Here is a 21,771-nt window from a genome sequence, read left to right on the forward strand (position 1 = left end):
CACCTCGCCCGTCGGCTCCGGGTACATCCGCACGGTGCCCACCCTCCGGTCGGGAGCGCGCCGACGGCCGGTTTGCGGTCCGCCGTTGCGTGCTCGCTCCGCTCGCTCATTGTCGTACTACTTCCGCAGCTCGATGACGGTCTTGCCGATGCGGATCGGCGCGCCCAGCGGGATCGGTGTGGGGGTCGTCAGCCGGGACCGGTCCAGGTATGTGCCGTTGGTGGAGCCGAGATCCTCGACGATCCACTGACCGTCGCGGTCCGGGTAGATCCTGGCATGGCGGCTGGAGGCGTAGTCGTCGTCCAGCACGATCGTGGAGTCGTGTGCGCGGCCCAGGGTAATGGTCTGGCCCTGGAGCGCCACCGTCGTGCCCGTAAGGGTGCCCTCGGAGACGACCAGCTTGGTGGGGGCGTTGCGGCGCTGACGGCCGCCCGCCTGCTGGCCGCGCTGCTGCGGGGGCGCGGCCTGCTGCTGCCGTGCGGCCTGCTGCGGCCGTGCCGCCTCCCTGCGCGATCCGCGCTGGGTGACGCGCGTACCGAACAGGTCGCTGCGGATGACCTGCACGGCCACGATCACGAACAGCCACAGTACGGCCAGGAAACCCAGCCGCATGACCGTGAGGGTCAGCTCTGACATTGCCCCCGCTTCACCCTTCGGCTTGCCGGTAAATGATGGTGGTGCTGCCCACGACGATCCGCGAGCCGTCGCGGAGCGTAGCGCGGGTGGTGTGCTGCCCGTCCACCACGATGCCGTTGGTGGACCCGAGATCCTGGATCGTCGAGGGCGTTCCGGTCCGGATCTCACAGTGCCGGCGGGAGACGCCGGGGTCGTCGATCCGCACGTCGGCTTCGGTGCTGCGGCCCAGCACCAGCGTCGGGCGGGAGATCTGATGGCGGGTGCCGTTGATCTCGATCCAGTAGCGGGTGCGCCCGCCGCTCGCGTGGGCGGCCGGGGGCCGCTGGGCGGCGGGCTGCGGGTACCCGTAGCCGCCGGGCCGGCCGCCCGGCGGCGGCGCGGACGGCATGGGCGGGGCTCCTGCGGGCGCGGCGGGCGGCGGGTATCCGTAGCCGCCCGGGGCGCCCTGGCCGGGCCGGCCGGACGGCGGGGCCTGCTGGCTGCTGGACGAGGCGAGCGTCCGGCTGCGCACCCGGTACAGACCGGTGTCCAGGTCGTCCGCCTTCTCCAGGTTGACCTTGATCGGCCCCATGAAGGTGTAGCGCTGCTGCTTCGCGTAGTCACGCACCATTCCGGCGAGCTCGTCCCCGAGCTGGCCGGAGTAGGGGCTGAGGCGCTCGTGGTCCGGCGCGCTCAGCTCCACGATGAAGTCGTTGGGCACGACCGTCCGGTCGCGGTTCCAGATGGTCGCGTTGTTGTCGCACTCCCGCTGGAGCGCTCCGGCGATCTCTACGGGCTGGACCTCGGACTTGAACACCTTGGCGAAGGTGCCGTTGACCAGACCTTCGAGACGCTGCTCGAACTTCTTCAGGACTCCCATGGGGCACCTCCTCCATCGCGGTTGCCTTACTGCCTTGCCTGGTACTGCTTACTGATCGTATCCACGCGCCCGGCAATCAGCCGGTTCCCCGAGGGAGCCCCCTTCGAACTCCCTCTGTCAAGGATCGTAGAGGCGGGCCACGACCAGTGTCCCGCACCTGACTGTGGACCCGGTCCGCCTCCTGGGGAGATGACCGGGACCGGTACGAGGTTGATACGTGAACCGGTACTGCCTGATACCTGGTCCAGGGTGCCTGTCCCGGCCGGAACAAGGGATGTGAACCCACCCTGTCCGACGTGCTAATGTTCTGGATGTCGGAAGGGGCCAGCCCGAAAGGGCCGGAGCCGGAGGACACACCCAATGCGCGGGTGGCGGAATAGGCAGACGCGCTGGATTCAGGTTCCAGTGCCCGCAAGGGCGTGGGGGTTCAACTCCCCCCTCGCGCACAGAGGCAAGGGCTCATCGTGATCACGGTGGGCCCTTTGTCGTGTTTGCGGGTTATTTCACACTGTGATGAGTCTCTCAGGTCCGCGGGGGGTGCGCGGCGGGCGCAGCGTGCTCCGCGAACCTGGCGGCCTCGGCAGGCCCGGCAGGTCGGGCCCGGCAGGTCGGGCCCGGCGACCGGAAGTCACGGCAGTCCCGGCAGTCGTGGCGCGGTGAGGGCCCGGAGCCGGTCCGCCGCCCGGACGGTGCCGGGACAACTCGCCCGCAGCTTCCGGTCCTTCGTCATCGCCGGGTCGCCCGGGGCACTCCGACCGCGCCCGCACACGGGTCGCCCGGGGTCCCGGGATGTCCACAGCCGTGGAGTTGTCCACAGGGTCTGACGCGTTTCGGCCACCGGTTGTACGGTCTGCACGAGTTGATGTTCGGGCGAGTGCGTATGTGGACACGGGGGAGGCGGTCGCGGTGACCGAGGCCGGAGCGGCAGTGGGGGAGTCGGCGCGGGCGCAGGGGCGGCTGCCCCGGGTGCGAGGATTCGCCCAGTGGCCCTCGCAGGGTTCGCCCAAGGAGCAGGGCAAGGCGCTGCGCTCGAGCGTCCCGCGCCGCACGCACAGCGCGCTGGACCTGGACGGCTCCCGGCCCGGCGCGGTGAGCGCGGTCGAGGAGTCCAACCGGGGCCGCATATCCGAGCTCACGCCGATCCGGGTGGGCAGGATGGCCGCGACCCCGTTCGCCTTCCTGCGCGGCTCGGCCGGCCTCATGGCGTACGACCTGGCGCGCACCCCCATGACCCGGATCGGCACCCAGATCTGCGGTGACGCGCACGCGGCCAACTTCGGCCTGTACGGCGACGCCCGCGGTGGCCTGGTCATCGATCTCAACGACTTCGACGAAACCGTGCACGGTCCCTGGGAGTGGGACCTCAAGCGGCTCGCCGCCTCGCTGGTGCTGGCCGGCCGGGAGGCGGGTGCCGACGAGGACATGTGCCGCAAGGCGGCGGGCGACGCGGTGGGGGCGTACCGGCGCACCATGCGGCTGCTCGCCAAGCTTTCGGTCCTGGACGCCTGGAACGCCATCGCGGACGAGGAACTCGTCTCGCACACCGACGCCCACGACCTGCTCGGCACGCTGGAGCGGGTCTCGGAGAAGGCGCGGGCCAACACCAGCGGGCGGTTCGCGGCGAAGTCGACCGAGGCCGCCGAGGACGGGGGCCGCCGTTTCGTCGACGCCCCGCCGGTGCTGCGGCGCGTGGAGGACGCGGAGGCGGCGGCGGTGGCCGCGTCCCTGGAGCCTTACGTGGAGACGCTCTCGGAGGACCGGCTGCCGCTCCTGGCCCGGCACGCGGTGCACGACGTGGCGTTCCGAGTGGTCGGCACGGGCAGCGTGGGCACGCGCTCGTATGTCGTCCTGCTCCTGGACCACCGCGGTGAACCGCTGGTCCTCCAGGTGAAGGAGGCCCGCCCGTCCGCGCTGGTCCCGCATCTGGCGACGGCCGGCTTCGACGCTGCGCCCGTCGGTCACGAGGGCCGCCGGGTGGTGCTGGGCCAGAAGCGCATGCAGGTGGTCAGCGACATCCTGCTGGGCTGGACGACGGTCGACGGCCGGCCCTTCCAGGTCCGGCAGTTCCGCAACCGCAAGGGCAGCGTCGACCCCGCGGCCCTCTCCGCCGACCAGATAGACGACTACGGCCGGATGACCGGCGCCCTGCTGGCCCGCGCCCACTCCCACAGCGCCGACCCCCGCCTGATCGCCGGATACTGCGGCAAGAACGAGGAGCTCGACGACGCGATAGCCGCGTTCTCGGTCGCCTACGCCGACCGCACGGAGGCGGACCACGCGGACCTGGTCACGGCAGTGCGGTCGGGGCGGATCGCGGCCGAGATGGGTGTGTGAGGGGCCCGCGCAGCGAAGGGCCGGAGGTGCCGTGAGGTACGTCGAGCCGGGCGGCGCCGAGGGCCGCGGGTTTCGGCCGTGGCCTACGCTGGTCGGGTGACGACCCCGGAAGCTGATCAGTCCCAGGCACCGCGGCCCGAGGAGCGGCTGGAGCGGGCGGTGCGGGCCGCCGAGCAGGCCTTGATCGACTATGAGATCGCGGTGGAGACCTTCCGCGTCGAGGTCGAGAACTTCTCGCGGCTGCACGACCAGAAGCTCGGTCCGATGTATACCCGGCTGGAGGAGCTGGACGCCCGGATCGCCGAGGCCAAGGCCGCCCGCAGCGGCGACCCGGAGGACATCCGGCTCGCCGAGGAGGCCCGGGCCCGGGTCATGCCGATCCCCGGCGTCGAGGAGCTGCTGAACGGCTGGATGGACGGCCACGGCCTGTTCCCAGAAGCCGCCGCGATGCTCACGGACCAGGCGGTACGGCCTCCGGAGCGGGTGCGCCCGAGCGAGGAGGCCCGCAAGCTCTATCGCGAGCTGGCCCGAAAGGCCCACCCCGACCTGGCGCAGGAGGAGGCCGAGCGCACACGGCGCGAGGAGTTCATCACCCGCGTCAACGCCGCCTATGCGCGCGGCGACGAGGCGCTGCTGCGCGAGCTGGCCGAGGAGTGGGCCGCGGGACCGGCCCCCGCCGAGCCGCGCCCGAGCCGCGGCGAGGAGCTCTACGCCCGCCTGGAATGGCTGGCTCAGCGAAAGGAACTCCTCACCCTGGTCGCCCGGGAACTGGAGGACACCGCGATCGCGGCGATGCTCCGCCTGGCCCCGGACGACCCCGACGCTCTCCTGGAGGAGATCGCCGAGAAGCTGCGTGCCGATGTGGCGGAGCGGGAGGCGGAGCTGGCGGGGCTGCTGGGGCAGGGGTAGCGCGGCCCGTCCTCGGCCCCCGTTCGGGTAGCGTCGGAGGCATGAGTTTCGCAGCGCGTGTACCCACGGTCGAGGTCGTGGACCTCAAGGACGGCGACTTCCTGCTGGACGTCCGCGAGGACGACGAGTGGCAGGCCGGCCATGCCGAGGGGGCGCTGCACATTCCTATCAGCGAGTTCGTGGCCCGCTACGGCGAGCTGACCGAAGCGGCTCCGCAGGACGGCCGGGTCCATGTGATCTGCCGGTCCGGCGGCCGCTCGGCCCAGGTCACGATGTATCTGGTCCAGCAGGGTATCGACGCCGTGAACGTCGACGGCGGCATGCAGGTCTGGCAGGCGGCCGGCCGCCCGGTCGTCACCGACGCGGGTCAGCCGGGCTTCGTCCTCTAGATCACAGCCCCCGGGGGTTCGGTCAGCCCAGCGGATGCGCCGCCAGCAGGTCGCCCAGCGCCTCCTCGTGCGCCGCGGCCGGGCCGAGCGCCAGCTCCAGGTGCTTGGCCCAGGCGTGGTAGCGGTGCAGGGCGTAGTCGGTGTCGGCGCCGAAGCCGCCGTGCAGATGCTGCGCGGTCTGCACCACCCGTCGTACGCCCTCCGCAGCCCAGATCTTGGCCACGGCGACGTCCGCGGAGGCGGGCAGCACACCCGGCGCCCCCGAGCCGATCCGCCATGCCGCCTGCCACAGCGTGGCCTCCATGGCGCGCAGGTCGACATAGCGGTCGGCGGCCTGGACGGCGACGGCCTGGAAGGTCGCGATCGGGTGCCCGAACTGCTCCCGCTTGCCGGTGTACTCGCTCGTCATGCTCAGCACCCGCTCGCCCAGCCCGAGCGCCAGCGCACACGTCCCCGTGACCAGCAGCTGCCGCAGCCACTCCCAGGCCCCGTCGGCTTCGACGACATCCCGGGCCGTGATCCGCGCGGACTCCAGGCGCAGCTCGCCCAGCCGCTCCCCGCTGGTGGAGACCTGCTCGGCGAGGGCGACGCCGTCGTGATCGCGGGGCACCAGCGCGAGGACGGTGCGGTCGGCGTCGGTGTGCGCAGGTACGACGACGAGGTCCGCGTCGTATGCCCACGGCACGCCCGTCTGCACCCCGTCCAGCACCCATGTGTCACCGTCGCGCCGTGCGGTCACGGCGAGTTCGGCCGGGTCGTGGCCGGTGCGGCCGTTCGCGGCGACGGTCAGCACGAGCTCACTGCGCCCGGCACGCGGCAGCAGTCCGGCCGCCAACTCCTCACCGCCGTAGGCCTGTACGGCCGCGGCGGCCGCGGTGCTCTCCAGCAGGGGCACCCGCCCGAGTACCTTCCCGGACTCCCGCAGCACCAGGCACAGCGCGATGGCGTCCAGGCCCGCCCCGCCGTACTCCGCGTCGAACAGCAGGCTCAGCAGGTCCGCCTCGGCGAGCCTGGCCCACAGCGCCCGGTCGAAGCCTTCGGCCACGGCGCCGGTGGTGAGCGCCGGGCTCGGCACCGCGTCCGGCGCCACCCCGGCGAACACTCCCCGGGCCGCCTCGGCCGCCGCCAACTGCTCCTCGGTGAAGGTGAAGTCCACGGTCCTGTCCTCCCGGCGGATCCGTTGATCTGACGGTCCGTCAAGATAGAACAGGTTCTAGAAGAAGGGAACGGCACGGAGGCAAGGGACCGGCGGGGCGCCGGTCCGGCCTCAGCGGTCGAAGTCCAGCTCCACCTTCTCCGTCACCGGATGCGACTGGCAGGCCAGCACATATCCCGCCTCCGTCTCCTCCGACTCCAGCGCGAAGTTGCGGTCCATGCGCACCTCGCCCGAGACCAGGAAGGCCCGGCACGTCCCGCACACCCCGCCCTTGCAGGCATAGGGGGCATCGGGGCGGTTGCGCAGCACCGTCTCCAGGAGCGACTCACCGTCCTGCACCGGCCAGGTCCCGCCACGCCCGTCGAGCCGGGCGGTCACGGTGCTGTGCGCGGGAGCCGTGGCGGTCGTCATGGGGGCCGCACCGGCGTCCACGTGGAAGATCTCCTCGTGGATCCGGGCCCGGTCCACACCGAGCTCCCGCAGCGCCCGTTCCGCGCCCTGCACCAGCCCGAACGGCCCGCACAGGAACCACCCCGCCACTCCGTCCACCGGCAGCAGCGCGGGCAACAGCCCGGTCAGCCGCTCCTGGTCCAGACGCCCGGACGGCAGACCGGCCAGCTGCTCCTCCCGGGAGAGCACCGTCACCAGCTGCAGCCGCTCGGGGTAGCGGTCCTTGAGGTCCGCGACCTCCTCCAGGAACATCGTGGAGGCGGCCGTCCGGTCGCTGCGTATCAGGCAGAACCGGGCCGAGGGCTCGCGCGCAAGGAGTGTGGAGGCGATCGACAGCACCGGGGTGATGCCGCTGCCGCCGACGATCGCGGCGTACAGACCGGGCGCGGGCTCCAGCGTGAAGCGTCCGGCCGGGGTCATCACCTCCAGCTCGTCCCCGACGTTCACCTCCTTCAGCGCGTACGTCGAGAAGGCACCGCCCTCGACCAGCCGCACCCCGACCCGCAGGGTGCTCGGCCCCTGGGCGCCGGGAGCCTGGGAGCAGATCGAGTAGGTCCGCCGGATCTCCGTGCCGTCGACGACCCGGCGCAGGGCGAGGTGCTGGCCCGGCGCGTGCCGGTACTGCTCGCGCAGCTCCGGCGGGACGGTGAGGGTCAGAGCCACGGAGTCGTCGGTGAGCCGGTCGACCGCGGCCACCGGGAGCGGGTGGAAACGGGCCATCACAACTCCTTGAAGTGGTCGAACGGTTCACGGCAGTCGAGGCAGCGCCGCAGCGCCTTGCACGCGGTGGAGGAGAACCGGCTGAGCAGCTCGGTCTCGGCGGATCCGCAGTGCGGACAGCGGACGGGGTCGGATGCGTCGGCCAGGGTGCGGGTCGCGCCGAGCGCGAGCGCGACCGGTCCGGCCTCGCGCCGCTCGCGCGGGGGAGCTATGCCGAACTCCCGCAGCTTGCGCCGCCCTTCCTCCGAGATGTCGTCCGTCGACCAGGCGGGCGCCAGCACGGTGCGGACGGTGACCTCCCGCACGCCGTGCTCGCGCAGCACCCGCTCGATGTCCAGGGACATCGCCTCGACGGCCGGGCAGCCGGTGTAGGTCGGGGTCAGCTCGACCTCCACCGCGCCGGCGTCGCGCAGACGCACCGCACGCACCACGCCCAGCTCCTGAAGGGTGAGCACGGGCAGTTCGGGGTCGGGCACCGAACCGGCGAGCTCCAGGAGTTCCGCCTCCAGCGCGGTCGTCGTCACCATGACGCCCCCGGGTGGCTGCGGTGCAGATGCTGCATCTCGGCGAGCATCCGCCCGAAGGGTTCGGTGTGCAGGCCCTGACGGCCGGCGCCCGCCGACCACGCCCCGGTCCGCGGCCCCTCGGGCACCGCCAGGGTGGCCCGGCCGAGCACGGCGCCGACGGACTCCAGCCAGGCGGCCTCCATGCCCGCCCAGTCGGCGTCCAGGCCCTCCACGGGCTGGAACATCTCCCCGGTGAACCGCCACAGGTCGTCGCACGCCCGCCGCATCCGCTCATGGCTGACATCCGTGCCGTCCCCGAGCCGCAGCGTCCACTGCTCGGCGTGGTCGCGGTGGTAGGCGACCTCCTTGACGGCCTTGGCGGCGAGCGGTGCGAACGAGCCGTCGCCCGCTGCCAGTTGCGCGTAGAGCAGATGCTGGTAGGTGGAGAAGTACAGCTGGCGGACGATCGTGTGCGCGAAGTCGCCGTTGGGCTGCTCGACCAGCTGGAGGTTGCGGAAGGCGCGCTCCTCGCGCAGATACGCGAGCTCGTCCTCGTCGCCCACCATCGACAGCAGCACCCGGGCCTGGCCGAGCAGGTCCAGCGCGATATTGGCGAGGGCGACCTCCTCCTCCAGGACGGGGGCATGGCCCGCCCACTCCCCCAGACGGTGCGAGAGCACCAGGGCGTCGTCGCCCAGGGCCAGGGCGGCGGACCTCATGGTCACGGGGGTCTCGGGTGCCGGGGTCACAGGTGCTTCACCCCTTCCGGGATCTCGTAGAAGGTCGGGTGCCGGTAGGGCTTGTCGGCGGCGGGCTCGAAGAAGGGGTCCTTCTCGTCCGGGGAGGACGCGGTGATCGCGGTCGCCGGGACGACCCAGATCGAGACGCCCTCTCCGCGCCGGGTGTACAGGTCACGGGCGTTGCGCAGGGCGAGCTCGGCGTCCGGCGCGTGCAGGCTGCCGGCGTGGGTGTGGGACAGGCCGCGGCGCGAGCGCACGAAGACCTCCCACAGGGGCCAGTCGGTGTTCGTCATGCCTGCGCTCCTCCAGTCCCGCCGGTCCGTGTCCCGGCGGTGTGCTTGGCCGCGTGGGCCGCGGCCGCCTCCCTTACCCATGCGCCCTCGTCGTGTGCTCGCCGACGCTGGGTGATGCGCTGTTCGTTGCACGGGCCGTTGCCCTTGAGGACATCCCAGAACTCCGACCAGTCGATCGCGCCGTAGTCGTGGTGCCCGCGCTCCTCGTTCCACCGCAGATCCGGGTCGGGGAGCGTGAGGCCCAGCGACTCGGCCTGGGGGACGCAGATGTCCACGAACCGCTGGCGCAGCTCGTCGTTCGAATGGCGCTTGATCTTCCAGGCCATCGACTGTGCCGAGTGCTGGGACTCGTCGTCGGGCGGGCCGAACATCATCAGGGACGGCCACCACCAGCGGTCCACCGCGTCCTGAGCCATCGCGTGCTGCTCCGGCGTGCCCTGGCTCAGGGCGAGCAGCAGCTCGTAGCCCTGGCGCTGGTGGAAGGACTCCTCCTTGCAGACACGGACCATCGCGCGCGCGTACGGGCCGTACGAGCAGCGGCACAGGGGCACCTGGTTGGTGATCGCGGCGCCGTCCACCAGCCAGCCGATTGCGCCGACGTCCGCCCAGGTCAGGGTGGGGTAGTTGAAGATCGAGGAGTACTTCTGGCGGCCGCTGTGCAGCTTGTCGAGGAGCTCCTCGCGGCTGGTGCCGAGGGTCTCCGCCGCGCTGTAGAGGTACAGGCCGTGGCCCGCCTCGTCCTGGACCTTGGCCATGAGGATGGCCTTGCGGCGCAGCGAGGGCGCGCGCGTGATCCAGTTGGCCTCCGGCTGCATGCCGATGATCTCGGAGTGGGCGTGCTGGGCGATCTGCCGGACCAGCGTCGCGCGGTAGGCATCGGGCATCCAGTCCCGGGGCTCGATGCGCTCGTCCGCGGCCACGGCGGCGTCGAAGGTGCGCTCGTACACCGCCGTGTCGACGGTGTCCTGGGCGCCGGACGCCGGTGTGCGCGACGTACTCTGCGCGGCTGCTGTGGCCATGCGGTCCCCCTGACCTCGGGCTCTGACGGAATGCGGTCCCGACCGATCGTTCGGTCCGTGCTGTTCAATGGTGAAGCGAGCGCCGTGAGGTGTCAACCGCTGTGGACAACCGCGGCACTGGCCTGTGGATAACTTGCGGTCCTGCTGTGGAGGCGGCGTGCGGCGGGCCGTACGACCTCCTACGACCTGCTGTGATGGCTGCGGTGGCGCGTCCGTGGCGGGCGCGGGTGCGGAGACCGGGTCGGCGACGGAGTGCCGACGGAGTGGCGATGGCCACGTGTCCGGGTGCCTCCACGGGGCTGCGCCCGGCGGGTGGGGCTGAGTACCGTTCCGTGCGAACGCCGAGGAGAGGTGTTCGCGGACCAGGCGGCGCCCTGCGGGGACGGGGCGGCCGGACGACCAGGCGGGATCGGGGAACGGGGCGGAATGGACGCGTACGACGGAGACTCCAAGGCCCCGCACGGGCCGGACGGGTCGCGCGGGGCGCGTCGGCCCGGGACATCCGACCGCGGGGCGCGTCGGCCCGGGACGTCCGACGCCGCCGGGGAGCCCCATGACGACGGCGAGCTGCCGGCGACCGGTGCGGCCAGTGCGGCTCAGGGGGCCGCCGACGAGGCCGATGGTGCAGGTGAGGCCGGCAGCGCCGGTGAAGGTGAGCCGCAGGAGACCCACGAGACGCAGACCGAGCCCGGTGGACTCGGTGAACTCGGCGAGCCCAGGCCGACCGGTGGTCCCCGCCGCTCGGATTCACCCGCAGCCCCCGGCCCCCCTTTCCTGGCCCCGTCCATAGCCCCTGACCCCCGGCCCCAGCCCGAGACCGCACCCCCCGGCCCTCGCCGGCCCCAGCCCGAGACCGCAGCTGCGGGCCCCCGGCCCCCGGCCATGGCCCCACCCCACGACACCATCGCCCCGCTCTCCGTCGCCCCCACCCCCGCACCACCCCGCACCGGAGTCGCCGCGCTCTCCCCCCGCTATCAGATCGGCGCGGCCCTGGCGCTCGCGGTCGTCGCGGTCGCCGCCTGCGTACACCTCGGGATGGTGTTTCTGCACGTCGCGCCGGCGAACACGGCGTCGAAGCAGCACGGCAAGGCGATCGACGAGTGGATCTACCCGGAGTTCGAGCAGAACTGGAAGCTGTTCGCGCCGAACCCGCTGCAGCAGGACATCGCGGTCCAGGTGCGGGCCCAGGTCGTCCTGCCCGACGGCAGTATGACGACGAGCGGCTGGTACGACCTGTCCGCGCTCGACGGCGCGGCGATAAAGGGGAATCTCCTGCCCAGCCACACCCAGCAGAACGAGCTGCGCCGGGCCTGGGACTTCTTCACCGCCACGCACGACGCCGAGAACCGTCCGGTGGGCCTGCGCGGGTCGCTCTCGGAGCAGTACATGCGCCGGATCGTCGTGATGCGCCTCTACCGCGAGGACCCGGCGAGCCGGGAGGGCACCGTTCAGAGCGTGCAGGTCCGCTCGGAGACCACCAACGTGCCCCCGCCCGAGTGGAGTCATGAGCAGGTCTCCGACAAACCGGCGTACCGCGTGCTGCCGTGGTGGACGGTCACGGACGACGAGGCCGCCAGGGGTGGTGTGAAGTGAACCGTCTCTTCGTGTCCGTCTCCCGCGGCGTCGCCCGGGTCACCGAATCCGCCCTCGGTCCTCGTCAGACCGCCGTGATCCGCATCGGCTTCGCGGGGACCTGGCTGCTGTTCCTGCTGCGCGAGTTCCCCCACCGTCAGGAGCTCTACGGCCCCGACGGCCCGTGGAGCTGGGACCTCGCCCAGCAGCTGACGAGGGACAACCATGCCTTCACGGCCCTGATGTGGTCCGACGGGCAGGCCTGGTTCGAGACCTTCTATCTGCTGGCCGTCGTGTCGAGTGCCCTGCTGCTCCTGGGCTGGCGCACCCGCACGATGTCCGTGCTGTTCATGCTCGGTGTGCTGTCGCTGCAGAACCGCAGCGTCTTCGTGGGTGACGGCGGCGACAACGTGCTGCACCTGATGTCCGTCTACCTGGTGTTCACCCGCTGCGGCCAGGTGTGGTCCCTGGACGCGCGCCGGGCGGGGCGCACGGAGGCGGCGCGCGCGCGTGGGGAGCTGGTCACCGACCGGGTGGGACCGGTCCTGTGGGTGGTGCTCGGGCTGGTGCTGTGCGGGGTGACCCTGGCGGACCGCCTCGGCAGCGGGCGGCTGGTGCCCGCGCTCCTGTGGACGGTGTGGGTGGCGCTGGGCCTGTGGTGGCTGGTCGGCCGCCTCACCAAGCAGGTCGAGCCCCGGATCCTGCTGGACGTGATCGCCAACGTCCTCCACAACGCCGCCCTGTTCGTGATCATGGCCGAGGCGTGTCTGATCTACGCGACGGCCGGCTGGTACAAGATCCAGGGCTCGCGCTGGCAGGACGGCACCGCGGTCTACTACCCGCTCCACCTCGACTACTTCTCGCCCTGGCCGTCCCTCGCCGACCTGCTGTCCTCCAGCGGCACGATGGTGATGCTGGTGACGTACGGGACGGTGATCGTGCAGGTCGCCTTCCCGTTCACCCTGTTCAACCGGCGGGTGAAGAACGTCCTGCTGGCCGCGATGATGACCGAGCACGCCGTGATCGCCATCGTCCTGGGGCTGCCGTTCTTCTCGCTGGCGATGATCGCCACGGACGCCGTCTTCCTGCCCACGACGTTTCTGCACCGGCTCGGCGGCTGGGCGGCACGCGCGCGTGGGCGAGTCCTCGCCCGCGGGGGCCCCGCGGTGCCGAGGCCTCGCGCCCCGGAGGACGGAGAGCGTCCCCGCGTAGGCTTCACGGCATGACCGACCCAGTGACCCGCTGGCGCGAGCGCGCCGGTTCCGCCGTGCTGCTCGACGGCTTCCACGCCCTCAAGCACGCGGTGCGCTTCGGGGCCGAGGTCCCGGTGGCGGTCACCACGGACCGGCGGGCGGCGCTCGCCCTCGCCGACGAGCTGGCCCCGGACGTGCGGGTCACGCTGGACGCGCTGCTGACCGAGGTGCCGGAGCAGACGTACGCCTCGTTCGTGCCGCGACCGCATCCCACCGGCGTGGCCGCCCTGGCCGTACGGCCGTCCCGCGAGGACAATCTGCGGGCGCTCGCCCGTGCGCCGCGCACCGCGCCCGTCGTGATCCTGGACAACCCGCGCAACCTGGGCAACGCCGGGGCCGTGATCCGGCTGGCCGCCGGATTCGGGGCGACCGGGGTCGTCACCATCGGCACGCTCGACCCCTGGCACCCCACCGTGGTGCGCGGCGGGGCGGGGCTGCACTTCGCGACCGCGGTGGAGCGGCTGACGGTGGAAGAGCTGCCGGCCGGGCCGCTGTTCGCGCTCGACCCGGAGGGCGAGGACATCCGGGGCGTGAAGCTGCCGGACGACGCCGTGCTCGCCTTCGGCTCCGAACGCAGCGGTCTGTCCGCCGAACTACGGGCGCGGACCGACCACTTGGTGGCACTGCCGATGCGCCCCCAGGTCTCCAGCTACAACCTCGCGACCAGTGTGGCCATGACGCTGTACCACTGGAGCGCCACCGGGGGCGCACCCCTCGACTCCTAGGCGCCGCTCAGGACTCCCGGCGGACCTCCACGACCCGGAAGCGGTTGGCCACGAAGGCGCCGTCGCAGAGCGCCGCGTTGGCCGCCGGGTTGCCGCCCGAGCCGTGGAAGTCGGAGAAGGCGGCGGTCTGGTTCACGTACACCCCGCCGGTGAGGTTGAGCGACAGCTGGGCGGACTCCTCCAGGCAGACCTCCTCGATCGCCCGCTCGACGTCCTCGTCGGTCGTGTACGCGCCGACGGTCATCGCGCCCTTCTCGCGGACGGTCCGCCGCAGCAGCTCCACCGCGTCGGCCGCCGTGTCGACCGCGACGGCGAAGGAGACGGGGCCGAAGCACTCGTTCATGTAGGCGGCCTCGTCGTCCGGCTTGGCGCCGTCCAGCTTCACGACGACCGGCGTCCGGACCACCGCTCCCGGGAACTCCGGGTTGGCGACCTCGCGGGAGGCGAGGGCCACCTCGCCCAGGCCTGCCGCGGCCTCCAGACGGGCCTTCACGTCCGGGTTGACGATCGCGCCGAGCAGGGCGTTGGCGCGGGCGTCGTCGCCCAGCAGGCCGTCGACCGCGCGGGCGAGGTCGGCGACGACCTCGTCGAAGGTCTTGGGGCCCTCGTCGGTGCGGATGCCGTCCCGGGGGATCAGCAGGTTCTGCGGGGTGGTGCACATCTGGCCGCTGTACAGGGACAGCGAGAAGGCGAGGTTGGACAGCATGCCCTTGTAGTTGCCGGTCGACTCCACGATGACCGTGTTGACGCCGGCCTTCTCCGTGTAGACCTGCGCCTGGCGGGCGTTGGCCTCCAGCCAGTCGCCGAACGCCGTCGAGCCCGTGTAGTCGATGATCCTGATCTCGGGGCGGAGCGCGAGCGCCTTGGCGATGCCCTCGCCGGGCCGCTCGGCGGCCAGCGCGACCAGGTTCGGGTCGAAGCCCGCCTCGGCGAGCACGTCGCGGGCGATCCGCACGGTCAGCGCGAGCGGCAGCACCGCGCGCGGGTGCGGCTTGACCAGGACCGCGTTGCCGGTGGCGAGGGAGGCGAACAGGCCCGGGTAGCCGTTCCACGTCGGGAAGGTGTTGCAGCCGATGACCAGCGCGATGCCGCGCGGCACCGGTGTGAACTGCTTGGTCAGCGCGAGCGGGTCGCGCTTGCCCTGGGGCTTGGTCCACTCCGCGGTGTCGGGCGTGCGGACCTGCTCCACGTACGCGTACGCCACCGCCTCCAGGCCGCGGTCCTGCGCGTGCGGGCCGCCCGCCTGGAACGCCATCATGAACGCCTGGCCGCTGGTGTGCATGACCGCGTGCGCGATCTGGTGCGTGCGGTCGCTGATCCGCTTGAGGATCTCCAGACAGACCACGGCGCGCACTTCCGCGCCCGCGTCCCGCCATGCGCGCTGTCCGGCCTTCATGGCGGGCAGCAGCGTGTCGAGGTCGGCGTGCGGGTAGCTCACGCCCAGCTCGATGCCGTACGGCGACACCTCGCCGCCCACCCAGTCGTCGATGCCGGGCTGGTCGGCCAGGTCGAGGCGGTTGCCCAGGAGGGCCTCGAAGGCGGTCTTCCCGGCTTCCGCGTCCAGACTGCCGTGCTCGCCGTACGCCTTCGGGTGCTCGGGGTGCGGGGACCAGTACGCGCGCGTGCGGATGGCCTCCAGCGCCTGGTCGAGAGTGGGCCGGTGCTTGGCGATCAGCTCGTGCGCGGTCAGTTCGGAGGCCATTCGGGACCAACTCCTCGTCTCAAGAGCTCCTCGTCGAGCTCATGACCTGTGCAGAAACAGAGGCGGGAACAGGCGGACAGAGTTAGAGTAACCGAACGATCGGTCGGGACAAGGGGGCCTGCCGCATCTGTGGAAAACCCCGTGCGGGAGGATCGCGCACATGACAGCACTGGACCTCAGCAGCCCCGTGGCCGTCGTGGGCACCGGCACCATGGGGCAGGGCATCGCCCAGGTCGCGCTGGTCGCGGGCCACCCCGTGCGCCTGTACGACGCTCTGCCCGGGCGTGCCCGGGACGCGGCCGAAGCGATCGGCGCCCGGCTCGACCGGCTCGTCGAGAAGGACCGGCTCACCGCCGCCGACCGCGACGCGGCCAGGGCGCGCCTGCTGCCCGCGGAGAGCCTTGCCGAACTCGCGGACTGCGCGCTGGTCGTGGAGGCTGCCCTGGAGCGGCTGGACGTCAAACAGGAGCTCTTCCGTGCGCTGGAGGACATCGTCTCCGACGACTGTCTCCTCGCCACCAACACCTCGTCCCTGTCGGTGACGGCCATCGGCGGCGCGCTGCGCAACGCCTCCCGCTTCGTGGGCCTGCACTTCTTCAACCCGGCCCCGCTGCTGCCGCTGGTCGAGGTCGTCTCCGGGTTCGCCACCGACGTCACGTCGGCCACGCGTGCGTACGAGACCGCCCGCGCCTGGGGCAAGACACCGGTGGCCTGCGCCGACACCCCCGGCTTCATCGTCAACCGCATCGCCCGGCCCTTCTACGCCGAGGCCTTCGCCGTCTACGAGTCCCAGGCCGCCGACCCGGCCACCATCGACGCGGTGCTGCGCGAGTCCGGCGGCTTCCGGATGGGTGCGTTCGAGCTGACCGACCTGATCGGGCAGGACGTCAACGAGTCGGTCACGCATTCCGTGTGGCAGTCGTTCTTCCAGGATGTCCGCTTCACGCCGTCGCTGGCCCAGCGGCGCCTGGTCGAGTCCGGCCGGCTGGGCCGCAAGTCCGGGCACGGCTGGTACGACTACGCCGACGACGCCGAGCCCTCCGAGCCGCACACCGCCGACAAGGCGGCGCCGCCCGCCTACGTCGTCGCCGAGGGCGGTCTGGGCCCGGCGGCCGAGCTGCTGACCCTGATCCGCGAGGCGGGCATCCCGGTCCGTGAGGAGGAAGAGGACCACGGCACCCGGCTGGTGCTGCCCGGTGGCGGCACGCTGGCGCTCGCCGACGGGCAGACCTCCGTCGAGTTCCGCGACGTCGTCTACTTCGACCTGGCGCTCGACTACCGGAAGGCCACCCGCGTCGCCCTGTCCGCCTCGAAGGACACCGCGCCGCAGACCCTCTCCGAGGCCATCGGTCTCTTCCAGGCGCTCGGCAAGAAGGTCAGCGTCATCGGCGACGTCCCCGGCATGATCGTCGCCCGCACGGTCGCCCGGATCATCGATCTGGCGCACGACGCCGTCGCCAAGGGCGTCGCCACCGAGGAGGACATCGACACCGCGATGCGCCTCGGCGTCAACTACCCGCTCGGCCCCTTCGAATGGAGCCGCAGGCTCGGCCGCGACTTCGCCTACGACCTCCTGGACGACCTGCACCTGCGCGACCCGTCCGGACGCTACGCACCGTCCCTCGCGCTCTACCGCCACGCGTACGCCACCGAGAAGCGGGAGGGCACCCCATGACCACCGCCAAGCGCGACACCTACACTCCCGAGACGCTGCTCTCCGTCGCCGTCCAGGTCTTCAACGAGCGTGGCTACGACGGCACCTCCATGGAGCACCTGTCCAAGGCGGCCGGCATCTCCAAGTCGTCGATCTACCACCACGTGGCCGGCAAGGAGGAACTGCTGCGCCGCGCCGTCACCCGGGCGCTGGACGGGCTCTTCGGGATCCTCGACGAGGAGCACGCGCGCGTGGGGCACCCCGCCGACCGCCTGGAGTACGTCGTGAGGCGCATGGTCGAGGTGCTCATAGCCGAGCTGCCCTACGTGACGCTGCTGCTGCGTGTGCGCGGCAACACCCACACCGAGCGGTGGGCCCTGGAGCGTCGGCGCGACTTCGATCACCGGGTCGCCGAGCTGCTGAAGGCGGCGGCCGCCGACGGGGACGTCCGCGGTGACGTGGAGGTGCGCCTCGCCACCCGGCTGGTGTTCGGCATGATCAACTCGGTGGTCGAGTGGTACCGGCCGGACGGGCGGGGCGCCAGCGACCGGGAAGTGGCCGACGCCGTGGTGCAGCTGGCCTTCGGAGGCCTGCGCCGGGCGGGATGAGCCGGCCGTCCGGCGTCCGCCCTCCGGCAGGTCAGCCCTCGGGCTCCAGGTCCTCCTCCTCGAACACCAGCAGGGTCCGTGTGCTGAGCACCTCCGGGATCGCCTGGAGCCGGGTCAGCACCAGCTCGCGCAGCGCCCTGTTGTCCGGCGTGTGCACCAGGAGCAGCACGTCGAAGTCACCGCCCACCAGCGCGATGTGGGAGGCGCCGGGCAGCTGTCTGAGCTGCTCGCGCACCGTGCGCCAGGTGTTCTGCACGATCTTCAGCGTGATGTACGCCGACGTGCCCTGCCCCGCGCGCTCATGGTCGACGCGGGCGCGGAAACCACGGATGACGCCGTCCTCGACGAGGCGGTTGATGCGGGCGTAGGCATTGGCGCGGGAGACGTGGACGCGCTCGGCGACGGAGCGTATCGACGCACGGCCGTCCGCCTGGAGGATCTGCAGGATGTCCCGATCAATGGCGTCCAGCGGGCGCGGGGGCGGCAGGACGATGCCGGCTTCCGGGCCCTCGGCCATTTGTTCAGGTGCCATGTCCCCCCGCCTTCCCGTCGTGGACGTACTGCGTTCATTCCAGGTTGTGGAGAACCGTTTGTCCACAGCCTGGAGGTGCCTGTAGCCAAAATGTGCCGGCGACCGAACAATCGGTAGGTGAGGCGAGTCACAGGCGACGCGCCTCCCGTAGCCACTCCCACGAGGAGGTGCCGTCATGACGGTCATGGAGCAGCGGGGCGCGTACCGGCCTTCGCCGCCGCCCGCCTGGCAGCCCCGTATGGACCCCGCCCCGCTGCTGCCCGACGCCGAGCCGTACCGCGTCCTCGGCACCGAGGCGGCGGCGAAGGCCGACCCGGAGCTGCTGCGCCGGCTGTACGCCCAGCTGGTGCGCGGCCGCCGGTACAACGCGCAGGCCACTGCCCTCACCAAGCAGGGCCGCCTCGCCGTCTACCCCTCCAGCACCGGCCAGGAGGCCTGTGAGGTCGCCGCCGCGCTGGCACTCTGGGAGCAGGACTGGCTCTTCCCGAGCTACCGCGACACGCTCGCGGCCGTCGCCCGCGGAGTAGACCCCGTCGAGGCGCTCACCCTGCTGCGCGGCGACTGGCACACGGGCTACGACCCGCACACGCACCGCGTCGCCCCCCTGTGCACCCCCCTCGCCACCCAGCTCCCGCACGCCGTGGGCCTCGCCCATGCCGCCCGCCTCAAGGGCGACGACGTGGTCGCGCTCGCCCTGGTCGGCGACGGCGGCACCAGCGAGGGCGACTTCCACGAGGCGCTGAACTTCGCCGCCGTCTGGCAGGCGCCGGTCGTCTTCCTGGTCCAGAACAACGGCTTCGCGATCTCCGTCCCGCTGGCCAAGCAGACCGCCGCCCCCTCCCTGGCCCACAAGGCCGTCGGGTACGGCATGCCCGGCCGCCTGGTCGACGGCAACGACGCCGTGGCCGTGCACGAGGTGCTCAGCGACGCTGTACGGCACGCACGCGCGGGCGGCGGCCCGACCCTCGTCGAGGCGGTGACGTACCGCATCGACGCTCACACCAACGCCGACGACGCGACCCGCTACCGCGGTGACGCCGAGGTCGAGGCCTGGCGCGAGCACGACCCGATCCAGCTGCTGGAGCGGGAGCTGACCGCCCGCGGGTTGCTCGACGAGGACGGCATGCGGGCCGCGCGCGAGGACGCCGAGGCGATGGCCGCCGACCTGCGCGAGCGCATGAACCGGGACCCGCAGCTCGACCCCATGGATCTGTTCGACCACGTGTACGCCGAGCCCACTCCGCAACTGCGGGAGCAGCGCGCTCTGTTGGAGGCCGAGCTCGAGGCCGAGCAGGAAGGCGGTCACCGATGACCACCGTCGCCGTCAAGCCCGCCACGATGGCGCAGGCCCTCACGCGCGCGATGCGCGACGCGATGGCCGCCGACCCCACCGTGCACGTCATGGGCGAGGACGTCGGCACGCTCGGGGGTGTCTTCCGGGTCACCGACGGGCTCGCCAAGGAGTTCGGCGAGGACCGCTGCACGGACACCCCGCTCGCCGAGGCGGGCATTCTCGGCACGGCCGTCGGCATGGCCATGTACGGACTGCGCCCGGTCGTGGAGATGCAGTTCGACGCCTTCGCCTACCCCGCGTTCGAGCAACTCGTCAGCCATGTCGCCCGCATGCGCAACCGCACACGCGGCACCATGCCGCTGCCGATCACCATCCGCGTCCCCTACGGCGGCGGCATCGGCGGCGTCGAGCACCACAGCGACTCCTCCGAGGCGTACTACATGGCCACCCCAGGGCTCCATGTCGTCACGCCCGCGACCGTCGCCGACGCCTACGGGCTGCTGCGCGCCGCCATCGCCTGCGACGACCCGGTCGTCTTCCTGGAACCCAAGCGGCTCTACTGGTCGAAGGACAGCTGGAACGCGGAGCACCCGACGGCCGTCGAACCGATCGGCCGCGCCGTGGTGCGGCGCGCGGGCCGGAGTGCCACGCTGCTCACCTACGGCCCGTCCGTCCCCGTCTGCCTCGAAGCCGCCGAGGCGGCCCAGGCGGAGGGCTGGGACCTGGAAGTCGTCGACCTGCGCTCCCTGGTGCCGTTCGACGACGAGACGGTCTGCGCGTCGGTGCGCCGTACCGGACGCGCGGTCGTCGTGCACGAGTCGGGTGGATTCGGCGGACCCGGCGGCGAGATCGCGGCCCGGGTCACGGAGCGCTGCTTCCACCACCTGGAGGCGCCGGTACTGCGCGTGGCCGGATTCGACATCCCCTACCCGCCTCCGATGCTGGAGCGGCACCACCTGCCCGGCGTCGACCGGATCCTGGATGCCGTGGCGCGTCTGCAGTGGGAGGCCGAGGGCTGATGGCACAGGTGCTGGAGTTCAAGCTCCCCGACCTCGGGGAGGGGCTCACCGAGGCGGAGATCGTCCGCTGGCTCGTGCAGGTCGGTGACGTCGTCGCCATCGACCAGCCGGTCGTCGAGGTCGAGACGGCCAAGGCGATGGTCGAGGTCCCCTGCCCGTACGGCGGCGTGGTCACCGCCCGCTTCGGCGAGGAGGGCACGGAACTTCCCGTGGGCGCACCGCTGCTGACGGTGGCCGTCGGACCGGCAGCCCCCGCCGGTGAGTCCGGGGGTTCGGGCAATGTGCTGGTCGGATACGGCACGTCGGAGGCGCCGGCGCGGCGCCGCAGGGTCCGTCCGACAGCGGTCCCGCCCGTCATGCGCACCGGTGCGAGCGGCGCCCCGGGCGCAGCGCTCGACCCGACCGCATCGAGTGGTACGACCGTCGGGCACGCGGGCACGGCGTACGACGACGGCCCCGTTCCCGTGATCTCCCCGCTCGTCCGTCGGCTCGCTCGTGAGAACGACCTCGACCTGCGCCAGCTCGTGGGCTCCGGTCCCGAGGGGCTGATCCTGCGGGCGGACGTCGAGGGCGCGCTCAAGGCCAGGACAGCGCACGCCGTCCCCGCGGCTCAGCCCGCGCAGGCCCCGGCGGCCGGCTCGGCCGGCGTCCCCGTGACCTGCTCGGCGCCCGGTGCCGCAGGCACCCGCATCCCCCTCAAGGGCATCCGCGGAGCGGTCGCCGACAAGCTCTCGCGCAGCCGCCGGGAGATCCCGGACGCCACCTGCTGGGTGGACGCGGACGCCACGGAGCTCATGCGCGCGCGGGCGGCCATGAACGCGGCGGGAGGGCCGAAGATCTCCCTCCTCGCGCTCCTCGCCCGGATCTGCACCGCTGCCCTCGCCCGGTTCCCCGAGCTCAACTCCACGGTGGACCTGGAGGCCCGCGAGATCGTCCGGCTGGACCAGGTGCACATCGGGTTCGCCGCGCAGACCGAGCGCGGGCTCGTCGTGCCCGTCGTACGGAACGCGCATGCGCGGGACGCGGAGGGGCTGACCGCCGAGTTCGCGCGGCTGACCGAGGCCGCGCGGTCCGGGACGCTGACGCCAGGGGAACTCACCGGCGGCACCTTCACGTTGAACAACTACGGGGTGTTCGGCGTCGACGGCTCCACGCCGATCATCAACCACCCCGAGGCGGCCATGCTCGGCGTCGGCCGCATCGTCTCCAAGCCCTGGGTGCACGAGGGCGAGCTCGCGGTGCGGCAGGTCGTCCAGCTCTCGCTCACCTTCGACCACCGGGTGTGCGACGGCGGCACGGCGGGCGGCTTCCTGAGGTACGTGGCGGACTGCGTGGAACAGCCGGCGGTGCTCCTGCGCACCCTGTGACCGGTTCCCTGTGATCAGGGCGGCACGCATACTC

21 protein-coding genes and 1 tRNA gene are annotated in these 21,771 nt (G+C 72.2%); 12 read left to right on the plus strand and 10 right to left on the minus strand.

Going from position 1 to position 21,771, the window contains the following annotated elements:
• Positions 1-117 precede the first annotated feature (117 nt).
• Both Q8A52_RS30115 and Q8A52_RS30120 read right to left on the minus strand, forming a co-directional pair.
• On the minus strand, positions 118-636 hold the full coding sequence (locus tag Q8A52_RS30115; protein WP_263210673.1) for an FHA domain-containing protein FhaB/FipA: 519 nt from the start codon (positions 634-636) through the stop codon (positions 118-120).
• A gap of 10 nt (positions 637-646) precedes the next feature.
• On the minus strand, positions 647-1,495 hold the full coding sequence (locus Q8A52_RS30120) for a DUF3662 and FHA domain-containing protein (protein WP_316757090.1): 849 nt from the start codon (positions 1,493-1,495) through the stop codon (positions 647-649).
• 362 nt (positions 1,496-1,857) lie between these two features.
• On the opposite strand from Q8A52_RS30120, the gene Q8A52_RS30125 reads away from it, so the two are divergent.
• The 4 genes from Q8A52_RS30125 (at position 1,858) to Q8A52_RS30140 (ending at position 5,127) form a co-directional block, all read left to right on the plus strand.
• Positions 1,858-1,941, plus strand: a tRNA-Leu gene (locus Q8A52_RS30125).
• A 460-nt stretch (positions 1,942-2,401) separates the two neighbouring features.
• Positions 2,402-3,829: a DUF2252 domain-containing protein gene (locus Q8A52_RS30130; protein WP_316757092.1), complete on the plus strand. Its 1,428-nt coding sequence runs from the start codon at positions 2,402-2,404 to the stop codon at positions 3,827-3,829.
• A 96-nt stretch (positions 3,830-3,925) separates the two neighbouring features.
• Positions 3,926-4,738 carry a hypothetical protein gene (locus Q8A52_RS30135; protein WP_316757094.1) on the plus strand — a complete coding sequence of 271 codons (813 nt, stop codon included), beginning with the start codon at positions 3,926-3,928 and terminating at the stop codon, positions 4,736-4,738.
• Positions 4,739-4,779: 41 nt separating this feature from the next.
• Positions 4,780-5,127: a rhodanese-like domain-containing protein gene (locus tag Q8A52_RS30140; RefSeq protein WP_316757095.1), complete on the plus strand. Its 348-nt coding sequence runs from the start codon at positions 4,780-4,782 to the stop codon at positions 5,125-5,127.
• Between the two features lie 22 nt (positions 5,128-5,149).
• Here the strand turns inward: Q8A52_RS30140 and Q8A52_RS30145 are convergent, their stop codons facing one another.
• The 6 genes from Q8A52_RS30145 to paaA all read right to left on the minus strand — a co-directional run bounded on the left by Q8A52_RS30145 (position 5,150) and on the right by paaA (position 10,011).
• The gene (locus Q8A52_RS30145; protein WP_316757097.1) at positions 5,150-6,283 is read right to left on the minus strand and encodes an acyl-CoA dehydrogenase family protein; all 1,134 of its coding nucleotides are present in this window, start codon (positions 6,281-6,283) and stop codon (positions 5,150-5,152) included.
• Between the two features lie 111 nt (positions 6,284-6,394).
• Positions 6,395-7,453, minus strand: a complete 1,059-nt coding sequence (locus Q8A52_RS30150) for a 2Fe-2S iron-sulfur cluster-binding protein (protein WP_316757099.1) — start codon at positions 7,451-7,453, stop codon at positions 6,395-6,397.
• Entirely contained in the window at positions 7,453-7,980 is a 528-nt protein-coding gene (gene paaD, locus Q8A52_RS30155) for a 1,2-phenylacetyl-CoA epoxidase subunit PaaD (protein ID WP_316757101.1), read from the minus strand. The genes Q8A52_RS30150 and paaD overlap by 1 nt, the downstream gene beginning before the upstream one ends.
• Complete coding sequence (gene paaC, locus Q8A52_RS30160) at positions 7,974-8,678, minus strand: 1,2-phenylacetyl-CoA epoxidase subunit PaaC (RefSeq protein ID WP_316757103.1); 705 nt, start codon at positions 8,676-8,678, stop codon at positions 7,974-7,976. The genes paaD and paaC overlap by 7 nt, the downstream gene beginning before the upstream one ends.
• 26 nt (positions 8,679-8,704) lie before the next feature.
• Positions 8,705-8,992, minus strand: coding sequence for a 1,2-phenylacetyl-CoA epoxidase subunit PaaB (gene paaB, locus Q8A52_RS30165; protein ID WP_067000238.1), 288 nt, complete (start codon positions 8,990-8,992; stop codon positions 8,705-8,707).
• Entirely contained in the window at positions 8,989-10,011 is a 1,023-nt protein-coding gene (gene paaA, locus Q8A52_RS30170) for a 1,2-phenylacetyl-CoA epoxidase subunit PaaA (RefSeq protein ID WP_316757109.1), read from the minus strand. The genes paaB and paaA overlap by 4 nt, the downstream gene beginning before the upstream one ends.
• Positions 10,012-10,785: 774 nt before the next feature.
• On the opposite strand from paaA, the gene Q8A52_RS30175 reads away from it, so the two are divergent.
• From Q8A52_RS30175 to Q8A52_RS30185, 3 genes are read left to right on the plus strand one after another with little or no spacing between them, the layout of a single operon-like run.
• Positions 10,786-11,604 (plus strand): DUF5819 family protein, encoded by an 819-nt coding sequence (locus tag Q8A52_RS30175; protein WP_408649279.1) that lies wholly within the window; start codon positions 10,786-10,788, stop codon positions 11,602-11,604.
• Positions 11,601-12,809, plus strand: coding sequence for an HTTM domain-containing protein (locus tag Q8A52_RS30180; RefSeq protein WP_316757113.1), 1,209 nt, complete (start codon positions 11,601-11,603; stop codon positions 12,807-12,809). The genes Q8A52_RS30175 and Q8A52_RS30180 overlap by 4 nt, the downstream gene beginning before the upstream one ends.
• Positions 12,806-13,561 (plus strand): TrmH family RNA methyltransferase, encoded by a 756-nt coding sequence (locus Q8A52_RS30185; RefSeq protein WP_316757114.1) that lies wholly within the window; start codon positions 12,806-12,808, stop codon positions 13,559-13,561. The genes Q8A52_RS30180 and Q8A52_RS30185 overlap by 4 nt, the downstream gene beginning before the upstream one ends.
• 7 nt (positions 13,562-13,568) lie before the next feature.
• Here the strand turns inward: Q8A52_RS30185 and paaN are convergent, their stop codons facing one another.
• A complete protein-coding gene (gene paaN / locus Q8A52_RS30190) occupies positions 13,569-15,263 on the minus strand; it encodes a phenylacetic acid degradation protein PaaN (protein ID WP_316757115.1) in 1,695 nt (564 codons plus the stop codon).
• Positions 15,264-15,423: 160 nt separating this feature from the next.
• Between paaN and Q8A52_RS30195 the strand changes: the two genes are divergently transcribed.
• Together Q8A52_RS30195 and Q8A52_RS30200 are read left to right on the plus strand one after the other, a co-directional pair.
• On the plus strand, positions 15,424-16,938 hold the full coding sequence (locus Q8A52_RS30195) for a 3-hydroxyacyl-CoA dehydrogenase (RefSeq protein ID WP_316757117.1): 1,515 nt from the start codon (positions 15,424-15,426) through the stop codon (positions 16,936-16,938).
• Positions 16,935-17,525, plus strand: coding sequence for a TetR/AcrR family transcriptional regulator (locus Q8A52_RS30200; protein WP_316757119.1), 591 nt, complete (start codon positions 16,935-16,937; stop codon positions 17,523-17,525). Before Q8A52_RS30195 ends, Q8A52_RS30200 begins: the two co-directional genes overlap by 4 nt.
• Before the next feature lie 31 nt (positions 17,526-17,556).
• Here Q8A52_RS30200 and Q8A52_RS30205 read toward each other — a convergent pair whose 3' ends face one another.
• On the minus strand, positions 17,557-18,057 hold the full coding sequence (locus tag Q8A52_RS30205; RefSeq protein WP_408649273.1) for an Lrp/AsnC family transcriptional regulator: 501 nt from the start codon (positions 18,055-18,057) through the stop codon (positions 17,557-17,559).
• 175 nt (positions 18,058-18,232) lie between these two features.
• Between Q8A52_RS30205 and pdhA the strand changes: the two genes are divergently transcribed.
• From pdhA to Q8A52_RS30220, 3 genes are read left to right on the plus strand one after another with little or no spacing between them, the layout of a single operon-like run.
• On the plus strand, positions 18,233-19,369 hold the full coding sequence (pdhA, locus tag Q8A52_RS30210; RefSeq protein ID WP_316757121.1) for a pyruvate dehydrogenase (acetyl-transferring) E1 component subunit alpha: 1,137 nt from the start codon (positions 18,233-18,235) through the stop codon (positions 19,367-19,369).
• Positions 19,366-20,370 carry an alpha-ketoacid dehydrogenase subunit beta gene (locus tag Q8A52_RS30215; RefSeq protein WP_316757123.1) on the plus strand — a complete coding sequence of 335 codons (1,005 nt, stop codon included), beginning with the start codon at positions 19,366-19,368 and terminating at the stop codon, positions 20,368-20,370. The genes pdhA and Q8A52_RS30215 overlap by 4 nt, the downstream gene beginning before the upstream one ends.
• The gene (locus tag Q8A52_RS30220; protein WP_316757125.1) at positions 20,370-21,737 is read left to right on the plus strand and encodes a dihydrolipoamide acetyltransferase family protein; all 1,368 of its coding nucleotides are present in this window, start codon (positions 20,370-20,372) and stop codon (positions 21,735-21,737) included. The genes Q8A52_RS30215 and Q8A52_RS30220 overlap by 1 nt, the downstream gene beginning before the upstream one ends.
• Positions 21,738-21,771: the final 34 nt, after the last annotated feature.

This window comes from Streptomyces herbicida (assembly GCF_032656585.1).
Classification (GTDB): domain Bacteria; phylum Actinomycetota; class Actinomycetes; order Streptomycetales; family Streptomycetaceae; genus Streptomyces; species Streptomyces herbicida.